This is a genomic window from Streptomyces sp. NPDC001410 (assembly GCF_042895235.1).
Classification (GTDB): domain Bacteria; phylum Actinomycetota; class Actinomycetes; order Streptomycetales; family Streptomycetaceae; genus Streptomyces.
The window spans coordinates 1-19698 of the sequence record NZ_JBIAWE010000043.1 but is presented as its reverse complement, the minus strand read 5'-3'; the positions used below and the strand labels follow the sequence as shown (position 1 = coordinate 19698).

13 protein-coding genes and 3 pseudogenes are annotated in these 19698 nt (G+C 71.6%); 3 read left to right on the top strand and 13 right to left on the bottom strand.

Annotated features, from left to right (window positions below; genetic code table 11):
• The 10 genes from ACFY3C_RS45385 to ACFY3C_RS45340 all read right to left on the bottom strand — a co-directional run.
• Positions 1-2045 (bottom strand): condensation domain-containing protein (locus ACFY3C_RS45385; RefSeq protein ID WP_390775137.1); only part of this gene is annotated, 2045 nt, incomplete at its 3' end.
• Positions 2046-2268: 223 nt separating this feature from the next.
• Positions 2269-2424, bottom strand: coding sequence for a hexameric tyrosine-coordinated heme protein (locus ACFY3C_RS45380; protein ID WP_390775139.1), 156 nt, complete (start codon positions 2422-2424; stop codon positions 2269-2271).
• Between the two features lie 13 nt (positions 2425-2437).
• Positions 2438-2932, bottom strand: a complete 495-nt coding sequence (locus ACFY3C_RS45375) for an EVE domain-containing protein (protein WP_386580661.1) — start codon at positions 2930-2932, stop codon at positions 2438-2440.
• 96 nt (positions 2933-3028) lie between these two features.
• Complete coding sequence (locus ACFY3C_RS45370) at positions 3029-4438, bottom strand: phytoene desaturase family protein (protein ID WP_390775136.1); 1410 nt, start codon at positions 4436-4438, stop codon at positions 3029-3031.
• Positions 4439-4754: 316 nt separating this feature from the next.
• Positions 4755-7139, bottom strand: coding sequence for an ATP-binding cassette domain-containing protein (locus ACFY3C_RS45365; protein ID WP_390775135.1), 2385 nt, complete (start codon positions 7137-7139; stop codon positions 4755-4757).
• A gap of 234 nt (positions 7140-7373) precedes the next feature.
• Entirely contained in the window at positions 7374-8333 is a 960-nt protein-coding gene (locus tag ACFY3C_RS45360) for an SDR family NAD(P)-dependent oxidoreductase (protein ID WP_390775134.1), read from the bottom strand.
• A 53-nt stretch (positions 8334-8386) separates the two neighbouring features.
• On the bottom strand, positions 8387-9151 hold the full coding sequence (locus tag ACFY3C_RS45355) for a methyltransferase domain-containing protein (protein ID WP_390775133.1): 765 nt from the start codon (positions 9149-9151) through the stop codon (positions 8387-8389).
• A gap of 89 nt (positions 9152-9240) precedes the next feature.
• Positions 9241-10446, bottom strand: coding sequence for an aminotransferase class V-fold PLP-dependent enzyme (locus tag ACFY3C_RS45350; protein ID WP_390775132.1), 1206 nt, complete (start codon positions 10444-10446; stop codon positions 9241-9243).
• Between the two features lie 5 nt (positions 10447-10451).
• Positions 10452-11771 carry a pyridoxal-phosphate dependent enzyme gene (locus ACFY3C_RS45345; protein WP_390775131.1) on the bottom strand — a complete coding sequence of 440 codons (1320 nt, stop codon included), beginning with the start codon at positions 11769-11771 and terminating at the stop codon, positions 10452-10454.
• Positions 11768-13240, bottom strand: a complete 1473-nt coding sequence (locus tag ACFY3C_RS45340) for a Y4yA family PLP-dependent enzyme (protein ID WP_386580648.1) — start codon at positions 13238-13240, stop codon at positions 11768-11770. The genes ACFY3C_RS45345 and ACFY3C_RS45340 overlap by 4 nt, the downstream gene beginning before the upstream one ends.
• Positions 13241-13465: 225 nt before the next feature.
• Here ACFY3C_RS45340 and ACFY3C_RS45335 point away from each other — a divergent pair, with 225 nt between their 5' ends.
• Both ACFY3C_RS45335 and ACFY3C_RS45330 read left to right on the top strand, forming a co-directional pair.
• On the top strand, positions 13466-15019 hold the full coding sequence (locus tag ACFY3C_RS45335) for a M1 family metallopeptidase (RefSeq protein ID WP_390775130.1): 1554 nt from the start codon (positions 13466-13468) through the stop codon (positions 15017-15019).
• Positions 15020-15235: 216 nt separating this feature from the next.
• Positions 15236-17206, top strand: coding sequence for an N-acetylmuramoyl-L-alanine amidase (locus ACFY3C_RS45330; protein WP_390775138.1), 1971 nt, complete (start codon positions 15236-15238; stop codon positions 17204-17206).
• A gap of 24 nt (positions 17207-17230) precedes the next feature.
• Here ACFY3C_RS45330 and ACFY3C_RS45325 read toward each other — a convergent pair.
• Both ACFY3C_RS45325 and ACFY3C_RS45320 read right to left on the bottom strand, forming a co-directional pair.
• Positions 17231-18851 (bottom strand): annotated as a pseudogene (locus tag ACFY3C_RS45325) (amidohydrolase).
• Between the two features lie 40 nt (positions 18852-18891).
• A pseudogene (locus tag ACFY3C_RS45320) lies at positions 18892-19465 on the bottom strand (TetR/AcrR family transcriptional regulator).
• Between ACFY3C_RS45320 and ACFY3C_RS45315 the strand changes: the two are divergent.
• Positions 19361-19579, top strand: a complete 219-nt coding sequence (locus ACFY3C_RS45315) for a hypothetical protein (RefSeq protein ID WP_390775140.1) — start codon at positions 19361-19363, stop codon at positions 19577-19579. The pseudogene ACFY3C_RS45320 and the gene ACFY3C_RS45315 overlap by 105 nt on opposite strands.
• Positions 19580-19617: 38 nt before the next feature.
• Here ACFY3C_RS45315 and ACFY3C_RS45310 read toward each other — a convergent pair.
• Positions 19618-19698: pseudogene (locus ACFY3C_RS45310) on the bottom strand (IS5/IS1182 family transposase); the annotation flags it as partial.

Sequence of the window (19698 nt, the reverse complement as noted above, 5' to 3'; positions counted from 1 at the left end):
GAGAGGTCGAAGCCGAGCGAGGTGACGCACAAGGCCATGTCGTCGGGGCCGAAGTCGAAGGTGCGGTAGCACCAGTTGAGCAGGTTGTGCACGGGGCGGTGGGTGACCACGACGCCCTTGGGCTTTCCGGTGCTGCCGGAAGTGAAGATGATGTACGCGGTGTTGTCCGGCCCGGCGACCGGCTCCGGGTTGCCCTCGGCGACGGGGAGCAGTGGCTCCTGCTCACCGGCCACCTCGACGAGTTCGACATCGGCCGGGAGAGCCAGGGGTTCGGTGTCCGAGGTGGACAACACGAGGTGGGCCCCGGTGTCGGCGAGCATGCCGGCGACGCGCTCGGCGGGCAGCGACGGTTCGAGGGGCAGGTAGGCGCCGCCGGCCTTGAGCACGCCGAACACGGCGGCGACCATGATCGGGCCGCGGCGGACTCCGATGCCGACCACGGTCTCCGGGCCGACACCGCGCTCCTTGAGGTCCCAGGCGATCCGGTTCGCCCGGTCGTTCAACTCGCCGTAGGTCATGGCTCCGTCGGCCCAGCGCACCGCGATCGCGTCCGGCCGCGAGACGGCCTGCTCCTCGAACAGCAGATGAAGCGGGCCGGGGCACGGGAAGTCGCGGGCCGTGTCGTTCCATTCCACGAGGATCTTGTGGCGCTCGTCCGCGTCGAGCGAGCGGCTCGCGGCTTCTGTCAGTGCGCCCGTGGTGCCGTGCTCCCGCTCGGCGACGGCCGGCACGTCGACGGCGCCGACGGTGATCCCGGGGTCGGCGACGACCTGCTCCACCACGCGCACGAACCGCGCCGCGATCTGTTCCACCGTCGAGCGGTCGAAGAGGTCGGTGGCGTACTCGATCTCGCCCGTCACCGACCCGTCGGACTCGTCCGGCGCGAGGTTGAAGAACAGGTCGAACTTCGCGGTGCCGGTCGGGATGGGTTCCATCGACACCATCAGGCCGGGCATGTCCAGTTCCGGCGGCACGTTGTTCTGCCATGCGAGCACCACCTGGAACAGCGGGTGGTGCGCGGCCGACCGTTCCGGCCGCAGCAACTCCAGCAGTCTCTCGAACGGGACGTCCTGATTCTCGTACGCCGCGAGCGCCTTCTGCCGTACCTGTTCCAGCACCCGCTCGAACGACGACTCCACGGACAACCGGACCCGTAGCACCCACGAGTTGACGAAGAACCCCACCAGGTCGCTCAGCGCCTCGTCGGTGCGGCCCGCGATCGGCGATCCGACCGTCACGTCGTCGCCGCTGCCCATCCGGTGCAGCAACACGGTCAGCGCGGCCTGGAACACCATCGACACCGTCGCGCCGTGGGCGCGGGCCATCGCCTCGATCCGCGTCCGCGTCTCGGTCGAGAGGCCGATCTCCACCGATCCGCCCCGGTGGCTCGCCGCCTCGGGCCGGGGCCGGTCCAGCGGCAGCGGCAACGGCTTCGACACCCCGGCGAGTTCCTCGCGCCAGTACGCCGCCTGGACCGACAGGAGGCTCTCCGGGTCTGCCAGGTCGCCCAATTCCTCCCGCTGCCACAGCGTGTAGTCCGCGTACTGCACCGGCAGTTCGGTCCACTCCGGCTCATGGCCGGCCACCCGTGCGCGGTACGCCATGGACACGTCCCGCGCCAGCGGCGCCAACGACGCACCGTCACCGGCGATGTGATGGATCACCAGTACCAGCAGGAACTCTTCGTCGCCGCTCTGGACGAGGCTCCCCCGCAGCGGTACGTCGGCGGACAGGTCGAACCAGCCGCTCGTGACCGAGGAGATCACACCGGGCACCCGGTCGGGAGCCACCCGCCCCCAGTCCTTCCAGGGCAGCTCGACCTCGGCCGGGTCGAGGATGCGCTGGAACGGCTCGCCGTCCAGTTCGCCGAAGACCGTCCGAAGGACCTCGTGGCGCACCATCACGTCCTGGAACGCGGTGCGTAACGCGGCCCTGTCGAGCGCTCCGTGGAACCGCAGGAGCAGCGGGATGTTGTACGTCGAGGACGGACCCTCGAAGCGGGTGATGAACCAGATGCGGCGCTGCGCGTACGACAGGGGAATCATTTCCTCGTTCACCTTTCGATCACACTGCGCAACTGCAAACGCTGTGTCCAGATCAACGGGGCACTCATCGGACCCAATCGTTAGGCCGACACAGGTGATTGGCCACCGAGGTGAAAGAAGTCAGTCAGAGATTGCGCAGCGGAATCGGAAGGCCCGCCCAGAGCTCCACAGCCGGTGACGGGGCGGCCGTGGCCCAGGGCAGTTGATGAGACGGGGAGGCGGCTCAGCGCCAGTAGTTGTTCGCCGCCGCGATGGTCGCGAACTCGATGGCGACCACGTGTCCCACGGCGATGAGGGAGTCCGGGTTCTCCGCGTACGTCGGCCGGAGTCTTCCGCGCACCTCGTCGTCCGGCTGGGTGGCCGGGGCCCCCGTGCCCATGCCCACGCCCGCATCACTCCATCGCGACGCGGAGCAGCTCGAAGTCCTCCACGGCCAGTGGAACCAGGCCGAAGCGCAGCCCGTACCCCCAGTTCGGCCGCTGGGTCAGGAGCAGGTCGTCGGCGACGGTGCGCAGGTCGGCGGCGTGCACGTCCTCGAAGTCGACGGCACGACGCCACGGCCGCACAGTGCCTCTGGCACCCATGTTCATGACCTCGTCGGCGAGATAGGGCTCGTCGTCGGCAATGACTCCCAGGGCCGTGAAGGCGCGCAGTCGGCCTCTGTCGCCCATGCGCTCGGTGGGCGAGTAGAAGACGAAACCGTCGCCCCGGCGCATCCGGGCGAGATTACGGCGGTCGCCGTGGTTGAGCTGGATCCAGCCGTGCCTGCTCGCATGCCGGGCGTGCTCGGCCGACACCACGCCGAGCCAGGCCCGCTCGGGCGAGCCGGACACCTTGCGCGAGGGGTTTTCGCTTTCGGTGGGAAAGAGGGTCGGGTGGCTGTTCATGGGTCCTCCTGAAGCCGTGGGACTGCCGTTCGGAGGGGCCCAGTCTCAGGGCAATACTTGACATCCAGTGTCAAGTATTAGACGACGGGTCGTCGGTTACAGCGCTTCCAGCGCGGCTCGGGCGGCATGGTGGCCGCACATCCCGTGCGCCCCGGGGCCCGGCGGGGTCGCCGCCGAGCAGAGGTAGTGACCGGGGAGCCCGGTGGCGTATGGATCGAGGCCGAGGCGGGGGCCGAAGAGGAGTTGGGGGATGTTCTTGGCGCCGGTGAGGATGTCGCCGCCGACGTAGTTCGGGTTGTGGGCGGGGAAGGCGGAGGTGGGGCGGGTGCTCATGCCGACCACGCGGTCCCGGAACCCGGGGGCGAACCGCTCGATCTGGGCGATGATCGCCTCGGTGGCGTCGCCGTCGTAGCCGTGCGGCACATGCGCGTAGGTCCACACCGGGTGCACGTCGCCGACCGAGCGCTGCGGGTCGGCCAGGTACTGCTGGCCCACCAGGACGAACGGCCGCTCGGGCATCCGTCCGGCAGTGATCTCCCGTTCTGTGAAGGCCACTTCGGAGAACGGGCCGCCGAGATGCACCGTGCCCGCCCGGCGCGCCGGCAGGGCGGTCCAGGGCACGCCGCCCTCGACCGCGAAGTCCACCTTGAAGGCGCCGGGGCCGTACCGGAACCGCCGGTAGGCGCGGGCGACGCGCGGCGGCAGCCGGTCGCCGAGGATGTCGGCCACCGCCCCGGGCGCGAGGTCGAACATGGTCACGTCGGCGGGCGGAAGGTCCGCGGCCGACCGGACCCGCACCCCCGTCTCGATCTTGCCGCCGAGATCGGCGAGCAGGGCCGCGAGGGCGTCGGTGATGGCGCGGGAGCCGCCCGCCGCGACCGCCCAGCCGTGCCGGTGTCCGGCGGTCAGGATGCCGAGGCCGATGCTGGAACTCATCGGGTGGTGCAGCGGCTGGAAGGCGTGGGCCGCCACTCCGCCGAACAGCGCCCGGGCCTCCTGCGTGGCGAACGTGCGTACCAGTGCCGCGGCGGGGAGCAGGGCCGGGAGCCCGAACCGGGCGAGCCGGACCGGGTGACGCGGCACCCGGAGCAGCGGGCCCATGACGTCCTCCGCCAGGATGTCGAAGGCGGCGGCGGGTCCGTCGAACAACCGCCGCCACCGCGCCCCGTCCCGGCCCAGCGCGGCCGCGGTGTCGCTGACGGAGCGGTACAGGACGCCGGCCGATCCGCCGTCGAGCGGATGCGCGCAGTCGACGTCCGGCAGCCGCCACTGCAGGCCGTACCGGCCCAGGTCCAGCTCGCGCAGGAACGGCGAGCCGACCGCCATGGGATGCACCGCGGAGCAGTGGTCGTGCAGCAGTCCGGGCACGATGGCCTCGCCGCTGCGGGTGCCGCCGCCGATCTCGTCGGCGGCCTCCAGGACGGTGACCCGCAGCCCGTGCCGGGCCAGGGTGACGGCGGCGGCCAGCCCGTTCGGGCCGGCCCCCACCACGATCGCCTCACTCATGAGCCGCCGCCGGTGCGCGAGTCGCCGACGCGCAGTGCCGGCGTACGGGGACAACCGCCTCGTCCTCGGCGGGCCACCATGTCGGCGACGGTCACACAGCCCTCCTCGATCGGCCCTGTGGCCGCGTCCACGATGCAGTGGTGCCGGCCACGGTCTCTCCGTCGCGGACATCGTAGGCGTCCACGTCGTCGAGGGCGCGCCCGTGGCTGTGCGGGGACCTCCAGGCGGTCGTAGAGGCGGGCGAGCCGGTCGAGAGGCCTGGGTGATTCCGGGAGTCCTGCACGCCGAGCACGCGCGCCGTCCCGTCGACGCGCGGTCAGGCGCCGACGTAGGCCGCGAGGTGTTCGCCGGTGAGGGTGGAGCGGGCTGCGACGAGGTCGGCCGGGGTGCCCTCGAAGACGATCCGGCCGCCGTCGTGACCGGCACCGGGGCCGAGGTCGATGATCCAGTCGGCGTGCGCCATGACCGCCTGGTGGTGCTCGATGACGATGACCGACTTGCCGGAGTCGACCAGTCGGTCGAGCAGGCCCAGCAGCTGCTCGACGTCGGCGAGGTGGAGGCCGGTGGTCGGCTCGTCGAGGACGTAGACACCGCCCTTCTCGGCCATGTGGGTGGCCAGCTTGAGCCGCTGGCGCTCGCCGCCGGAGAGGGTCGTCAGCGGCTGGCCGAGGGTGAGGTAGCCGAGGCCGACGTCGGCGAGCCGGTCGAGTATGCGGTGCGCCGCCGGCATACGGGCCTCACCGGCCGCGAAGAACTCGCCGGCCTCGGTCACCGACATCGCCAGCACCTCGCTGATGTCCCGGTCGCCGAGGCGATACTCGAGCACCGAGGCGTCGAACCGCCTGCCCTCGCACTCCTCGCAGGTGGTGGCGATGCCGGCCATGATCGCCAGGTCGGTGTAGATGACGCCGGCGCCGTTGCAGGTGGGGCAGGCGCCCTCGGAGTTGGCGCTGAACAGGGCCGGCTTCACGCCGTTGGCCTTGGCGAACGCCTTGCGGATCGGGTCGAGCAGTCCGGTGTACGTCGCCGGGTTGCTGCGCCGCGAGCCGCGGATCGCGCCCTGGTCGACCGACACGACACCCTCGGCGGCGGGGATCGACCCGTGCACGAGCGAGCTCTTGCCGGAGCCGGCGACGCCGGTGATGACCGTCAGCACCCCGAGCGGGACGTCGACGTCGACGTCCTGCAGGTTGTTCGCCCGCGCGCCGCGGATCTGCAGCATGCCGGTGGGCCTGCGCACCGAGTCCTTGACGGCGGCCCGGTCGTCGAAGTGGCGGCCGGTGACGGTGCCGCCGGCCCGCAGCCCCTCGACGGTGCCCTCGAAGCAGACGGTGCCGCCCGCCGTGCCGGCACCTGGGCCGAGGTCGACGACGTGGTCGGCGATCGCGATGACCTCGGGCTTGTGCTCCACGACGAGCACGGTGTTGCCCTTGTCCCGCAGGCTCAGCAGCAGGTCGTTCATCCGCTGGATGTCATGGGGGTGCAGGCCCGTCGTGGGCTCGTCGAAGACGTAGGTGACGTCGGTGAGCGAGGAGCCGAGGTGGCGGATCATCTTGACGCGCTGGGCCTCGCCGCCCGACAGCGTGCCCGACGGCCGGTCCAGCGACAGGTAGCCGAGGCCGATCCGGACGAACGAGTCGAGGGTCTCCCCCAGCGCCGTCAGCAGCGGCTTGACCGACGGTTCGTCGAGACCGCGGACCCATGCGGCCAGGTCGCTGATCTGCATCGCGCAGGCGTCGGCGATGCTGATCCCCTCGATCTTCGAGGACCGGGCTCCTTCGCTGAGCCGGGTGCCGTCGCAGTCGGGGCAGGTGGTGAACGTCATCGCCCGCTCGACGAACGCGCGGATGTGCGGCTGCAGCGCGTCGACGTCCTTGGACAGCATCGACTTCTGGATCTTGGGGATCAGACCCTCGTAGGTCAGGTTGATGCCCTCGACCTTGATCTTGGTGGGCTCCTTGTGGAGGAGGTCGTGCAGTTCCTTCTTGGTGAACCTGCGGATCGGCTTGTCCGGGTCGAAGAAGCCGCAGCCCTTGAAGATACGGCCGTACCAGCCGTCCATGCTGTAGCCGGGGATTGTCAGCGCACCCTCGCTCAGCGACTTGCTGTCGTCGTACAGCTGGGTCAAGTCGATGTCGGTGACCGTGCCCCGGCCCTCGCAGCGCGGGCACATGCCGCCGGTGATGCTGAAGCTGCGCCGCTCCTTGACTGTCTTGCCGCCGCGCTCGACCGTGACCGCACCCGCGCCGCTGATCGACGGGATGTTGAAGGAGAACGCCCGGGACGAACCGATGTGCGGCTGCCCGAGCCGGCTGAAGAGGATGCGCAGCATCGCGTTGGCGTCGGTGGCGGTGCCGACCGTGGAGCGGGGGTCGGAGCCCATCCGCTGCTGGTCGACGATGATCGCGGTCGTCAGCCCTTCCAGCACGTCGACGTCGGGGCGCGCCAGCGTGGGCATGAAGCCCTGCACGAAGGTGCTGTAGGTCTCGTTGATCAGACGCTGCGACTCGGCGGCGATCGTGTCGAACACCAGGGAGCTCTTGCCCGAGCCGGAGACGCCGGTGAAGACGGTCAGCCGGCGCTTGGGGATCGCGACGGTGATGTCCTTGAGGTTGTTCTCACGCGCGCCGTGCACGCGGATCAGTTCGTGGCTGTCGGCAGCGTGCGGCGCAGGCGACTGCGTGTCCGTCCTCTTGGCCATGCTTCTCGTCACTCCATCCCTCGGGCGGGCCCGCCCTCACGGTCTCCACCGGTGCCGCCTGGCCGGATCCGACCGGCATAGAGCGTAACGTCCGATTTTCCTACGCCGGACGACACCCGTGGCGGCCACGGTAGCCGCGGCTCCGCGACCGGCGCTTCTCCATTCCTGACCGGTCCGGTGACGACCAAGAGGCGGGCCTCGGTGAGGGATCCGAGGCGGGCCTCGGTGAGGGATCTAGGCCGCGAACGCGTCGACGCCCGTCAGCTCCGCCGACAGTGCCCACAGGCGGGCCGCCTGCTCCGGGTCCGTCGCCCACGCCTTCACGCCCAGGCGCTCACCCTCGGAGGCGGGCTCGGCGATGTCGCAGTCCTCGAGGTAGACGCCGCCGAGGCCCTCCAGCTGGGTCGAGGTCGCCGCCCACACCTGGGTGGCCGCACCCTGTTGCGGGGACTTGAAGCCCTCGGGGTTGAGCACGTTGCCCTGCTCGTCGATCCAGCCGCGCTCCACCATCTCCTCCTTGGGCAGGTGCCGCTGGAGCGGGGTGATGATGCCGCCGGGGTGGAGTGCGAAGGCGCGCACCCCCTTCTCCCTGCCGAGCCTGTCGAGGTGGACGGCGAACAGGACGTTCGCGGTCTTGGCCTGGCCGTACGCCTCCCACTTGTCGTAGCCCTGCTGCCAGTGGACGTCGTCCCAGCGGATGCCGGAGAAGTGGTGGCCGCGGGAGGAGACGGAGACCACGCGGGCGCCGCCGGGTTCGATCGCCGGCCAGAGGCGGTTGACCAGGGCGTAGTGGCCGAGGTGGTTGGTGGCGAACTGCGCCTCCCAGCCGGCTCCGACCCGGGTCTGAGGGCAGGCCATGATTCCGGCATTGTTGATCATCAGGTCGACGGTGCGTCCGGAGGCGAGGAACCGCTCGGCGAACGCCCGCACGCTCTCCAGGTCGCCCAGATCGAGCTGGTCCACCTCGACCCGGTCCAGACCCGCGAGCGCCTCCCGCGCGCCGTCCGGACGCCGCGCCGGCACGACGACCTCGGCCCCCGCCTTGGTGAGCGCCCGGGTGGTCTCCAGCCCGAGCCCCGAGTAGCCACCGGTGACGATCGCGAGCTTTCCGCCGAGGTCGATGCCTTCGAGAACGTCGTCGGCCGTGCTGTCGGCCCCGAAACCCGAACCGATCTTGTGCTGTGCAGTGCTCATGTCCGAGACGCTACGAATTGGAGCGCACTCGAAGTCAAGCCGGGCCAGGCTGATCAGCGGATCGCCACGACCACATAGCTGTCGCCGTACTGCCAGACAGGCCCGGCGTGACCGAAGCCCGCCTGCCGCAGGAGCTGTACGTGCGCGGACAGGGAGAGCCGGGCGGCGTTGTCCGTTCCCGTCGGGGGGCGGCGGGCCTGGTGCTCGGTGTAGAGGTCGGTCATTTCGGGGTCCTCGGCGATCGCCGTCCACCAGGAGGACCAGTCCTCGTGCGCGAAGGCCCGTCGGCGTTCCGTTCGGCGGAGTCCGATGTGCCCGGCGATCCGGGCGAGTTGGGGGTCGTCCTGGGGGAGGTGGTCGCCGTTGACGAGGATGCCGCCGGGGCGCAGGAGCGAGGCCAGTCGGCCGTAGGTGCGGCGCAGGGTTTCCGGGCTCAGGTAGTGGAGGGCCGTCGTCGAGACGGCCGCGTCGAGCGGGCGGTCGAGGTCCAGGGCCTCGGTCCAGCTGTGCTCGCCGATGACCGTGTCGACGTAGCGGGCCGCGTCCGCGTGGTGGGTGCGGGCCAGCTCCAGCAGGAGCGGGTCCCGGTCCACCGCCACGATGTCCGCGTCCGGGAGCCGCCGGGCCAGGCGGGCCGCCAGCGATCCGGGGCCGCAGCCGAGGTCGACGATCAGCGGCCGGTGGGCAGCGCTCGCGGCGATGTGCTCGACCATGTCGGCGATCACCGTGAAGCGCTCCTCACGGTCGACGGCGTACCGCTCCTGCTGCCGCTCCCACCGCCGCACCCATCGCTCGGCCGTTGCCAGACTCAGCCCCATACGGTCGTGCCACCTTGCCGTCTCGCCCCTGATTCCTTCACAGAGGCTACAGCTGACAACGGTTTCCATTCTCTGATCGGGGGCTGATATCACCCGAGGGTGGCAAGGACCGACAGCAGCCTGTCGATCTCCTCCATGCTGTTGTAGACGTGCAGGCTCACCCGTACCGAGTCGGCCTTCTCCCCCGCGCTGCCCTGGCAGTGGCTGTCGGAGCGGACCATGAAGCCGTGGCTGAAGAGGATGAACCCCAGGTCGCCCGAGTCGATGTCGCGGTGCCGGAAGGTGACGATGCCCTGACGCTGCTGTACGGGTGAGTCGGCGGCGACGCTCGTCCGGCAGCCGAGGATCTCGTAGGCGTCCAGGTGGCGCAGCCGGTCGGTGAGCCGGGCCGCCAGGGCGACCGTCCACCGCTCGATCCGGTCGGGCCCGGCGGCCTCCAGCCAGTCCAGCGCCGCGGCCAGGGAGGCGATGCCGGCCGTGTTGGGCGTGCCCGGCCAGCCGCCGGGGGTGAACGCCGCCCCGCGTGCCTGGCGCGCCCAGACGGCCCCCGAGCCGGGCAGGGCCATGGCCTTGTGACCGGAGAAGGCGACGAAGTCGACGTCCAACTCGGCCACAGAGACCGGCAGATGACCGACGCTCTGGGCGGCGTCCAGGCAGATGACGGCGTCCGGGCCCACCGCCTCGCGGATGCGGCGGATGTTCATGTTCCCGCCGTAGACGTGGTGGACATGGGTCACGGCGACGAACCGGGTGCGTGGCCCGGCGAGGGACACCAGCGCCGTGTGGTCGTAGTCGCCGGACGCCTGCTGGTACGGCATCGGCAGGACGCGGATCCGCACGCCCTGGCCGGCCAGCTGCTGCCGTACCTCCAGCCAGGGTGAGATGTTGGCCTGGTGGTCGGCGACCGGGACCACGATCTCGTCGCCGTCGGCGAGGAGTTGGGGAAGCCAGTCGCGGGCGATCGCGCGCAGCCCCTCGGTGGTGCCGCTCGTGAAGTGCACGGCGGACCGCTCCGGGTCCGGATCGCCGAGGAACCGTTTGACGCGGTCCCGGGTCTCCTCGACCAGGGCCGTGGTCCTGTTGGCCCACGTGTAGGTGCCGCGCCCGGCGTTGGCGTTGGTCGTCGTGAGGTAGGCCTGGACCGCGTCGAGTACGGCCTGCGGCTTCTGCGCGGTGGCCGCGCTGTCGAGGTAGGCCAGCTCCGGGTGCCCGGTGATGATGGGGAACTGGGCGCGCAGAGCGCTCAACTCCTCGCTGTCGGACGGCTCTTGAGTACGGATCCCGGGTGCCGTCATGCCGTTCAGTCCCGTACCAGGGGGGCGCCGGCGTCGCGCCAGGCGATGATGCCGCCGGTCAGGCTGCGGACCTCCGGGTGCCCCATACGGGTCAGCAGCGCGGCGTAGCGGGCGGACTTCTCGCCGACCGGGCAGGCGAGCAGCACCGGGCGGTTGCGGCTGAAGGGCAGGCCGCCATGGACCAGTTCCTCGAACAGCTCGTCGACGATGTTGACCGAGCCGTCGATGTGCAGGGCGGCGTACGCGGAGGGGCTGCGCAGGTCGACCACGAGCGGCCGGCCGGTGGCGATCCACGCCTGGGCCTCGGCGACGCCGACGGCCGGAGCCTCGCGCACCTCGGTGTCGGACACGTCGGCCGGTGAGTTCCTGCGGCTGGGGCGGCCGAACAGGTCCGGGCGCCGCCGGCGGACGTAGCTCAGGTAGCTTTCGACGCGGTCGCAGACGATGAAGACGGCCGACTGTCGCTCCGTCAGTTCGCCGTCGGCGGCCCGCAGTCGGCGGAGGGCGCCGAAGTAGGCGGCTCCGCCGGTGGGGCCGGCCAGGATGCCGCACCGGCGGTTCAGCGTCAGCATGCCCTCGATCGCGTCGTCGGCGCTCACCGCCTCGATCGCGTCGTAGGTGCCCGGGTCGAACAGCCCGACCTCGCGCGCCTCGTCGATGGTGCGGATGCCGGGGATGAAGTCGGACTTGTCCGCGACCAGTCCGACGACCCGTACGGCGGGGTCGTGTTCGCGCAGCGCGCGGGCTACGCCGGTGGAGGAACCGGCCGTGCCCACGCAGGCGATGAACCAGTCCGGGGCCCGGCCGTCCAGGTCCTTGACGATCTCCGGGCCGGTGCCGGCGAGGTGGGCCTCGATGTTGCGCGGGTTGAAGTACTGGTCGGTGTGCAGGAAGGCACCGCCGGGTTCGGACAGCGTCCGGTGGAAGAGGGTGAGCGGGTCGTCGGTGGCGGTCGGGTCCAGGCACTCGCTCTGGCCGGGCAGTTCCTCGATCTCGGCGCCGAGCAGCAGCAGGAGGTCCTTGATCTCCGGGATGCGCATCCGGTTGGTGACGCTCTTGAAGGTCAGGCCGTGCATCCCCGCGAGGACGGCCAGCGCCTTGGCGGTGTTGCCGCTGGACAGCTCCACGACCTGCCGGCCGTCCTCGGCCGCGGCCCGCAGGTGGGGGCGCGCCATGTTCCAGGCGGCCCGGTCCTTCACCGATCCGAACGGATTGAGCAGTTCCAGCTTGGCGTACAGGTCGATGTGGGTCAGACCGTGTACGGCCGGGTCGATGCGCACGAGCGGAGTGTTGCCGATGGCGTCGGTGATGCTGTCGTACCTCACTGCGCTCCTCCCACGGAGGTGGTCGGCCAGTACTGATCGTCCAGGCACCAGTGCCACGAGCCGCCGTCCTGCCAGGCGGCGACCTTGCGGGCGACGGGCTGGTGCTGGGCGCGGGTGGCGTGGAAGTCCATGCAGTAGGCGGCGGTGTTCACGAAGGCCAGCAGGTCGCCCGGTTCGGGGCTGCGGGGCAGGAACACCGTCCGCCGGGTGATCAGGTCGGCCTCCAGGCACAGGCTGCCGAAGAGATGGACGGCGACCGGCTCCGCGGCGGGGTCGGTGCGTGCCGGGTCCCGCGGGAGGACCAGGGGGTCCATGAGGACGCCGTGCTCCTCCAGGGCGATGTCGTCGGCCTTCGCTTCCAGCCGTACGAGCAGCTCGCCGCCGGCCTCCTGGGTGCGGACCTCCAGCACCCTCGCGAGGGTCAGCCCGCACTGGTCCAGCAGTGCCCGCCCGGGTTCGGTGTGCAGGTCGTAGAGGTGCTCCAGCAGCAGGTCGGCCAGCGGGCGGCCGCCGAACGACGCGGCGGGGTGCGCGAGGAGTTCGTCCAGGTACCGCGCCCCGGCGACCGGCCGGTGCGCGGGGTAGAGCCCGAGCGCGCCGCGCAGGGTGCCGGCCTCGTTGCGCAGCCCGTAGCCGTGCCCGCCCCAGGTCAGGGGTGGTCGGGTGCCGAGGACGGCGGCGGTCAGCTCGGTCGTGTACCGCTCCCACTGCTCGCGGTCGGCAAGGTGGTTGACGCCGAATCCGCCGCCGATGTCCACGGCCGACGGCCGCAGTCCCCGCTCCCGGCACTCCTCCAGCACGCGCAGGCAGCCTTCGAGCGCCGTGGCCTTCTCGTCGAGGCTGGTGGTGTCCAGGTGGTACGCCACTCCCGCCGGGTCGAGGACGTCACGGTGCCGCTCGACCGCCTCCAGCAGCGGCTCCAACTCCCGTACGGGTGAGCCGAACCGGCTGCGCCGGCTCAGCACCCGCACCCCGGCGGTCTCGAACCCCGACAGCCGCAGCAGGATGCGGGCTCGGGGCAGGGCGTGCTTGCGAACGAGGGCGGCGAGCTGCTCCAGCTCGTCACGGCCGTCGACGCTGACCGTGACCGACGTCCGCGCGGCCAGCCAGAGGAACTCCCTGTTCTTCGGTCCGGTGGCGGTGATGCGGTCGGGAGTGAATCCGGCGCTGAGCGCGTGCTGCAGTTCGCCCAGCGATGCGACGTCCACGCCCGCGTCCGTGGCGGCCAGCCGCCTCAGCAGGGCACTGGACCGATTGGCCTTGTGGGCGAAGAAGACCTGGCCGGAGAGGTGATGGCGGCGGTACACCGCTCGGAACCGCTCCAGATTCGCGGCCATCTGGTCGGGAACGACCGCGTGCAGCGGCGACCCGAGCGCGTCCACGAGCGTGTGCAGCAGCTCGCCGGACTCCGCCAGCGAGCGCAGCCGCGGTTCCAGCCGCGGACGGAGAAACAGGGGCTGCCCGCCCATGCCTGGTCCCTCCCCCCGTACCCAGGCCCGGCACCCCGGGCACGGCCGACCACTCCCCGCGGCTTGCCGTATGACCCTCTTCCCCCATCCGATCGGTTTACGCCCCGTACCTCCCCCGGTGGGAGCAAGTCGGCAGGTTTTCGCCGGAGCCCGGCCCTGGGAGCCGCTGCGTCGGAATGGGTCGATATAAGCACATTAATGATTTCTTACTGACATAGTGCCGCCATGGACTTCACGACCGCCGGCATCCGACGCCGCATCCGTACCCGCCGTGCGGCCCTCACCCTGGCCGGTGCCGTCGGCATCGCGGGTGCCGCCGTCCTCACCGTCGTCCTCCCCGACGGGGAGCACCGCGCGCCGGACCGCGCCGGGCACCCCGCCCCCGGTGCCTCCCCCGGCTCGCCCGGCGAGGTCCCCTCCCCCGGTGCCCGCGGACTCGGCGACCCGCTCGCGCCGCTCGACGGCAACGGCGGCTACACGGTCCGCCGCTACACCCTCGACTTCGACTGGCGCGCACCCCGCACGCCCTTCGCCGCGACCACCACCATCCGTGCCACCGCCACACAGGCCCTGTCCCGCTTCGACCTCGACTTCGCGGGCAACGCGCTGCACGCGGTCACCGTCGACGGCACACCGGCGAAGGCCGTGCGCGACGGCGACGAGCTGGTCGTCACCCCGGCGAGGCCGATCGCCCGCGGGGGTGCGTTCACCGTCCGGGTCGCCTACACCGCCGACCCGACGCAGCGACGCCACCGCGACGACGCGATCCAGGACTACGGCTGGGTCCCCACGGCCGACGGCACCCTGCTGTCGCTCCAGCCCGACGGCGCCAGGATGGTCTTCCCGGCAGACGACCACCCCAGCGTGCGGGCACCGTTCACCTTCCGGATCACCACCCCGCCGGGGCTGACCGCGGTGGCAGGCGGCCGGCTCGTCGGGCGCGTACGGCAGCCCGACGGGCGGATCCGGTGGACCTACGACTCCGAGGAACCGGTCGCGGCCCAGCTGGTCCAGATGGCCATCGGAAGGTTCTCCGTCGTGGACGGCACGGGTCCGCGCGGGCTGCCCCTACGGGACGTGGTCCCCGAGGACCTGGTCACGGACACCGAGGCGTACCGCGCGCTCACCCCCGAGCATCTGGCCTGGCTCGAACAGCGGCTCGGCCCCTATCCCTTCCGCCGCTACGGCGTGCTGGTCGGGAACACCGACCTGCCGGTGGCCCTGGAGACCCAGTCGCTGTCGGTCGTGCCGGGCGCCGATCTGTCGGGGGATCAGGTCGGCGCCGAGCGCAACCTCGTGCACGAGCTGGCCCACCACTGGACCGGCGACAGCGTCGCGATCCGGCGGTGGTCGGACCTGTGGCTGAGCGAGGGACACGCCCGTTTCTACGAGCTGCTCTACTCCGACACCCACGGCGGCATCGACCTGGCGGGCATGATGCGCGCCGCCTACGAACAGCACGACCAGTGGCGGCACGACGACGGCGCACCCGCCGAGCCGACCGCGTCCACCCTGTTCCGGCAGATGCGCTACGACGGCTCGGCGCTGGTGCTCTACGCGCTGCAGGAGAAGGTGGGCGAGGACACCTTCGACCGGATCGAACGCTCCTGGGTGACGACGTACCGGGGCCGGGCCGCCGGCACCGCGGACTTCGTCAGGCTCGCGTCCCGCGTCGCGGGCGAGGATCTGACGCCCTTTCTGACGCCTTGGCTGTACGGGCCGCACACCCCGCCCATGCCGGGACACCCCGGCTGGCAGGTGGACCCGGTCGAGGACTGAGCCCGCCGCCGGGGCGGGCAGGGTGCCGCCGACCGGGTGGCCTGTGCCCGACGGCTGGTCCACGCCGGTGACGCTCGGCGCGACGTGGCGCGCGAGGCACGGAAACGTACGAGGGGTGACGCAAAGGGCAACCCTCTTTGCCCTGAAGGGCAGTCAACTGTGCCCTGGTCGCACCTGTCCCTGGCCACCACGCTGAACCTCGTCGGAGGCACCTTCATGAAAAAACGCGTCGCCCCCCGCGTCTCCAGTGCCGTACGCGGGCACCGGCGGATCATCTGTGTGACCGCTTCGGCGGCGCTTCTGGTGCCGTTGCTGATCGACCGCTCGGGGGAGGTCGCTCCGTCCGACCAACGTCTGCAGGACGAGTACAAGGCCGCCGCGAACGAGTACCACGTCCCCCGGAGCGTGCTCATGGGCGTGTCCTACCTGCAGTCGCGGTGGGACTCCCACCAGGGCGCGCCGAGCGTCGTCGGCGGCTACGGTCCGATGCACCTGGTGGACGCGCCCCAGCCCCAGCAGACGCCACAGCTCAAGAAGGGACAGCCGCGCGCGGGGGCCGCGGGGTCGCCCTCCTCAGGCATGCCGAAACCCGCGGCGGACCTGCGACGGGCCGCACGCCTGACCGGGCTTCCGGCCGAAGAGCTGCGGACGGACGACGCGGCCAACGTGCGCGGCGGTGCGGCCCTCCTCGCGGCGACCCAGCAAAAGCTCGGCAAGCCGCTCAGCCCCAATCCGGCGGACTGGTGGGAGACCGTGGCCGCCTTCCCGGGCGCCGCCGACCGGGCCTCGGCGGAGACCTACGCGGACGACGTCTTCGACGTGATCCGCCGGGGCGCGCGCCGCGTCACCGACGCGGGGCAGCGCGTCACCCTCGCGGCGAGCCCCCGTGTCCGCCCGCACCGCCCCGCCACCACGGGCGCACCACACCCGAAGGAGGTCGACTGCCCGCCTGAGCTGTCCTGCTCCTGGCTCAGCGCGCCGTACGTCGAGATCGACGACGACGAGTACGGCAACCACCAGCTGGCCGACCGGCCCAAGGACCAGCGGATCGACTACATCGTCATCCACGACACCGAGGCACCGCTGGCGTCGATGCTGCAGACGATCCAGGATCCGGAGGAGGCGTCGTGGCACTACTCCATCCGCTCCCGGGACGGTCACATCACCCAGCACGTCAGGATCAAGGACTCGGCCTGGCACTCCGGCAGCCAGTTCGTGAACGCCCGTTCGATCGGGATCGAGCACGAGGGATTCCTGCGGCATCCCGACGCCTGGTACACGGAGACGATGTACCGGTCCTCGGCCCGCCTGGTGAAGTACCTGGCGAAGAAGTACGGGGTTCCGCTCGACCGGCAGCACATCTTCGGCCATGACAACGTGCCGGCCCCGACCGAGGACTCCATCCCGGACATGCACGACGACCCGGGCCCCTTCTGGGACTGGCGGCACTACTTCGACCTGCTCGGCGCGCCGCTGAAGGCGACGGCCGGGCCGGACAGCGACGTCGTGATGATCCTGCCGGACTACCCCACCTACAAGCCGCGGTTCACCGGCTGCACCAAGAGCGGTGTGAAGTGCGCGCCGCACGGCTCCAGTGCGGTCCGCCTGCACACCGATCCGTACGACAACGCGCCGTTGATCCAGGACCCCGGCCGGCACCCCGACGGCGAGGACTCCACCGTGGACGTCAACGACCTCGGGTCGCGGGTCTCGGCGGGCCAGACCTTCGCGGTCGCCGACCGGAGCGGCGACTGGACGGCGATCTGGTTCCAGGGTCACAAGGCCTGGTTCAAGAATCCGCAGGGTCACCCGACGGCGGTCGGTGCGCGCGGCCTGATGGTGACCCCGAAGGAGGGCCTGCGGGAGGTCGAGGCGTTCGGCCGCGCCCTGCCGGAGGAGGACGCCTATCCGGAGGATGCGGACGAGCTGCCCGAGGAGTCGCCGCTCCCGTACACCATCCGTGCGGGCCAACGGTATGTGACGCAGTCCCGCGTCCTCGGTTCCTATCTGGAGAAACCTTCCTCCAACGACTCCCCTTCCCCGGTGGTGCGGGGCCAGGAGGAGTACTACGAGATCCAGCTCGGCCACCGGCTCGCCTATGTCCGGGCGAGTGACGTCGACGTGATCAAGTCGGCGGCCGTGGCGGCGGGCCCGCCCGGACAGGCGGTGCCCGTTCCCCAGCGCTGACCCGAAGGGTGCCCGGGCCGTCGACTACACGTCGGCGGCCCGGTGCGTGGGCCGGCCCGCCAGCACCGTCAGGACGACCGGCAGGTCGGCCAGCTCGGTGTCGGGGACCTCCAGCGGGTTCTCGGCCAGCACCGTCAGGTCGGCACGCCGGCCGACGGCGAGCCGGCCGGCGAGGTGCTCCTCCCCGGCGGCCCAGGCCGCGTTGACGGTGATGCCCTGCAGCGCCTGCAGCGCGGTGAGGGCCTGGTCGGGCCCGTGCGGAGGCAGGGAGAGGTCGGCGGGGCGGCGGTGCCGGGCGCCGGCCATGACCTGCAGCGGCGGGTACGGCGCGATGGGCCAGTCGGAGCCGAGGACGACCCGGGCCCCGGCCGCCCACAGATCGCGGCAGCGGAACGCGCGCCCGGCACGCTCCTCGCCGAGCCGGCGCGACCAGTTGTCGGTGTGGTCGGCCCGGGTGAACTCGCAGCAGTGGGTGGGCTGCATGGACGCGGCCACGCCGAGCCGTGCGAACCGCCGTACGGTGTCGTCGGGCACCGTCTCGATGTGCTCGACCCGGTGCCGTACCGGGGCCGGGCTCTCCGCGTGGGCCTTCTCGACCGAGTCCAGCACGTGCCGTACCGCCGCGTCGCCGATCGCGTGGGTGGCGGTGGGCACACCGGCCCGGTGGAGCGCCGCGATCACCTGGGTGTAGCGCTGCGGGTCTGGCCAGTAGGCGTGGGCCGACTCGCCGTGGCAGTCGGGGACTTCGAGCCAGGCGGTGCCGTTGTCGATGGTGCCGTCCATGAACAGCTTCACGCCGGCGACCTGCCACAGCGCGCCCCCGGTGCCCTGCAGCCGGACGAGTTCGGCGACGGCTTCGTCGTCGGCCTCCGGCCTGCGCCAGGGGGCGACCCGCAGCCGCAGGGGCAGTGCGCCGTCGGCCTCCAGAGCGGCGTAGACGGACAGGCTCTTCCCACCTGCGTCCATGGCGTGGCCGCCGGTGAGGCCTGCCGCTGCCATGGCGCCCAGGACCCTCGGCGGCGCGGGCCCGTACCTCGGCCTCGGTGGGCCGGGGTGCGACGGCCTCGACCAGTTCGCAGGCCGCGTCCTCCAGCAGCAGGCCGGTGGGCCGCCCGTCGGCGTCGCAGACGATCTCGGAACCCTGCGTGAACTCCCGCGGGCCGTCGACGCCCGCCAGTTCCAGCGCCCGCGCACTGGCCAGCACCGAGTGTCCGTCGAACAGGTCGATGAGCGTGGGTACGCCGTCGAGGACCGGGCCGAGCGCGGCCGCGCCGACCGGCTCGGCACCGAAGGCGTTGGGGTCCAGGCCCCAGCCGCGCAGCCAGGCTCCAGGCCGCAGGGTCCCGGCGGCCTCGGCGAGCGCGGCGCGTACGGCGGGCAGGTCCCGGCAGGCGGTCGGGTCGACGCCCATGGTGCATTCGGCGCCGGAGACCGGGTGCAGATGCCCGTCGGTGAAGCCCGCGGTGACCACCGCTCCGCGCAGGTCGACGACCGTGGTGCCGGGCCCGGCGAGGGCGCGGGCCGCCCGGTCGTCGCCGAGAAAGGTGATCAGCCCGCCCTCGGCGGCTAGCGCGGTGTGCGGAAGGAGCCTGCCCGTGCCGGGGTCGAGCAGCCGGGCGGAGAGCAGGACGAGATCGGCGGGCACGGGGTCCTCCGGTGGTTCAGGGGGCGTACTTGATGTCGGGTCAGCCGGTCGTGTGGTCCAACGACCCTGCGGGCAGGCCGAGTTCGCGCTCGGCGACGGTGACGGCCATACGGGCCACGGCCGGCGGTCGTTCGGGGGTCACGGTGTTGGCGTGAGCGCCCAGGCCGTCGAGCACGACCAGGATCTGGATGGTCGTCACCAGGGGGTCGTCGGTGCGGAACTCGCCTGCCGCCACGCCCTCCCGGACCAGCCCTTCCAGCCGTCCCCGCCAGGCGGCCTCCTGTTCGGAGACCCGGTCGCTCAGGACCGGCCGGTAGCGGCTGAGGTGGCGCGTTGATCCACAGCCGTCTGATGGCGTCGTACTGCTCGCCCGAGGTGTGGGCGAAGAACCGGGCCAGACGCGCGGTGGGCGTGCCGTCCGGGCACTCGGCCGGGAGGAGGGTGTCGAGCTCGGCGCTCGCCGCGCTGCCGAAGGCCTCGGCGACGAGATCCTCGGCCGAGGGGAAGTAGTGACTGATCAGCCCCGGGCGGACGTCGAGCTGCTCGCCGATCCGGCGCAACGTGATGCTCTCCAGACCTTCGGCCAGGGCGATGGCGGCGGCCGTCTCGACGATTTCGGCCCGCCGGGCGGCCGGGTCCTTGCGGACCCGCTTGCGCTGAACGCGCTGCCGCCGCGAGCGGTTCCCGGTGTGGGCCGGGGCCAACGTGAACTACTTCAGCGTCTCTGATCGGCTTAGTGATCCCCGGTGTTGCTCAGTGAGCCTTTTCAGCGCTGCCGCTCCAGGGTGAGGACGGCTGCGGCGATTGACGACATTCGATTCGGGCTGCATCGTGCCCTGCGGAAGAT

Bases quoted from the DNA above. Each gene is read 5' to 3' on its own strand.
- ACFY3C_RS45380 (WP_390775139.1), bottom strand. From the start codon at position 2,424: ATGGGCACGGGGGCCCCGGCCACCCAGCCGGACGACGAGGTGCGCGGA.
- ACFY3C_RS45375 (WP_386580661.1), bottom strand. From the start codon at position 2,932: ATGAACAGCCACCCGACCCTCTTTCCCACCGAAAGCGAAAACCCCTCG.
- ACFY3C_RS45370 (WP_390775136.1), bottom strand. From the start codon at position 4,438: ATGAGTGAGGCGATCGTGGTGGGGGCCGGCCCGAACGGGCTGGCCGCC.
- ACFY3C_RS45365 (WP_390775135.1), bottom strand. From the start codon at position 7,139: ATGGCCAAGAGGACGGACACGCAGTCGCCTGCGCCGCACGCTGCCGAC.
- ACFY3C_RS45360 (WP_390775134.1), bottom strand. From the start codon at position 8,333: ATGAGCACTGCACAGCACAAGATCGGTTCGGGTTTCGGGGCCGACAGC.
- ACFY3C_RS45355 (WP_390775133.1), bottom strand. From the start codon at position 9,151: ATGGGGCTGAGTCTGGCAACGGCCGAGCGATGGGTGCGGCGGTGGGAG.
- ACFY3C_RS45350 (WP_390775132.1), bottom strand. From the start codon at position 10,446: ATGACGGCACCCGGGATCCGTACTCAAGAGCCGTCCGACAGCGAGGAG.
- ACFY3C_RS45340 (WP_386580648.1), bottom strand. From the start codon at position 13,240: ATGGGCGGGCAGCCCCTGTTTCTCCGTCCGCGGCTGGAACCGCGGCTG.
- ACFY3C_RS45335 (WP_390775130.1), top strand. From the start codon at position 13,466: ATGGACTTCACGACCGCCGGCATCCGACGCCGCATCCGTACCCGCCGT.
- ACFY3C_RS45330 (WP_390775138.1), top strand. From the start codon at position 15,236: ATGAAAAAACGCGTCGCCCCCCGCGTCTCCAGTGCCGTACGCGGGCAC.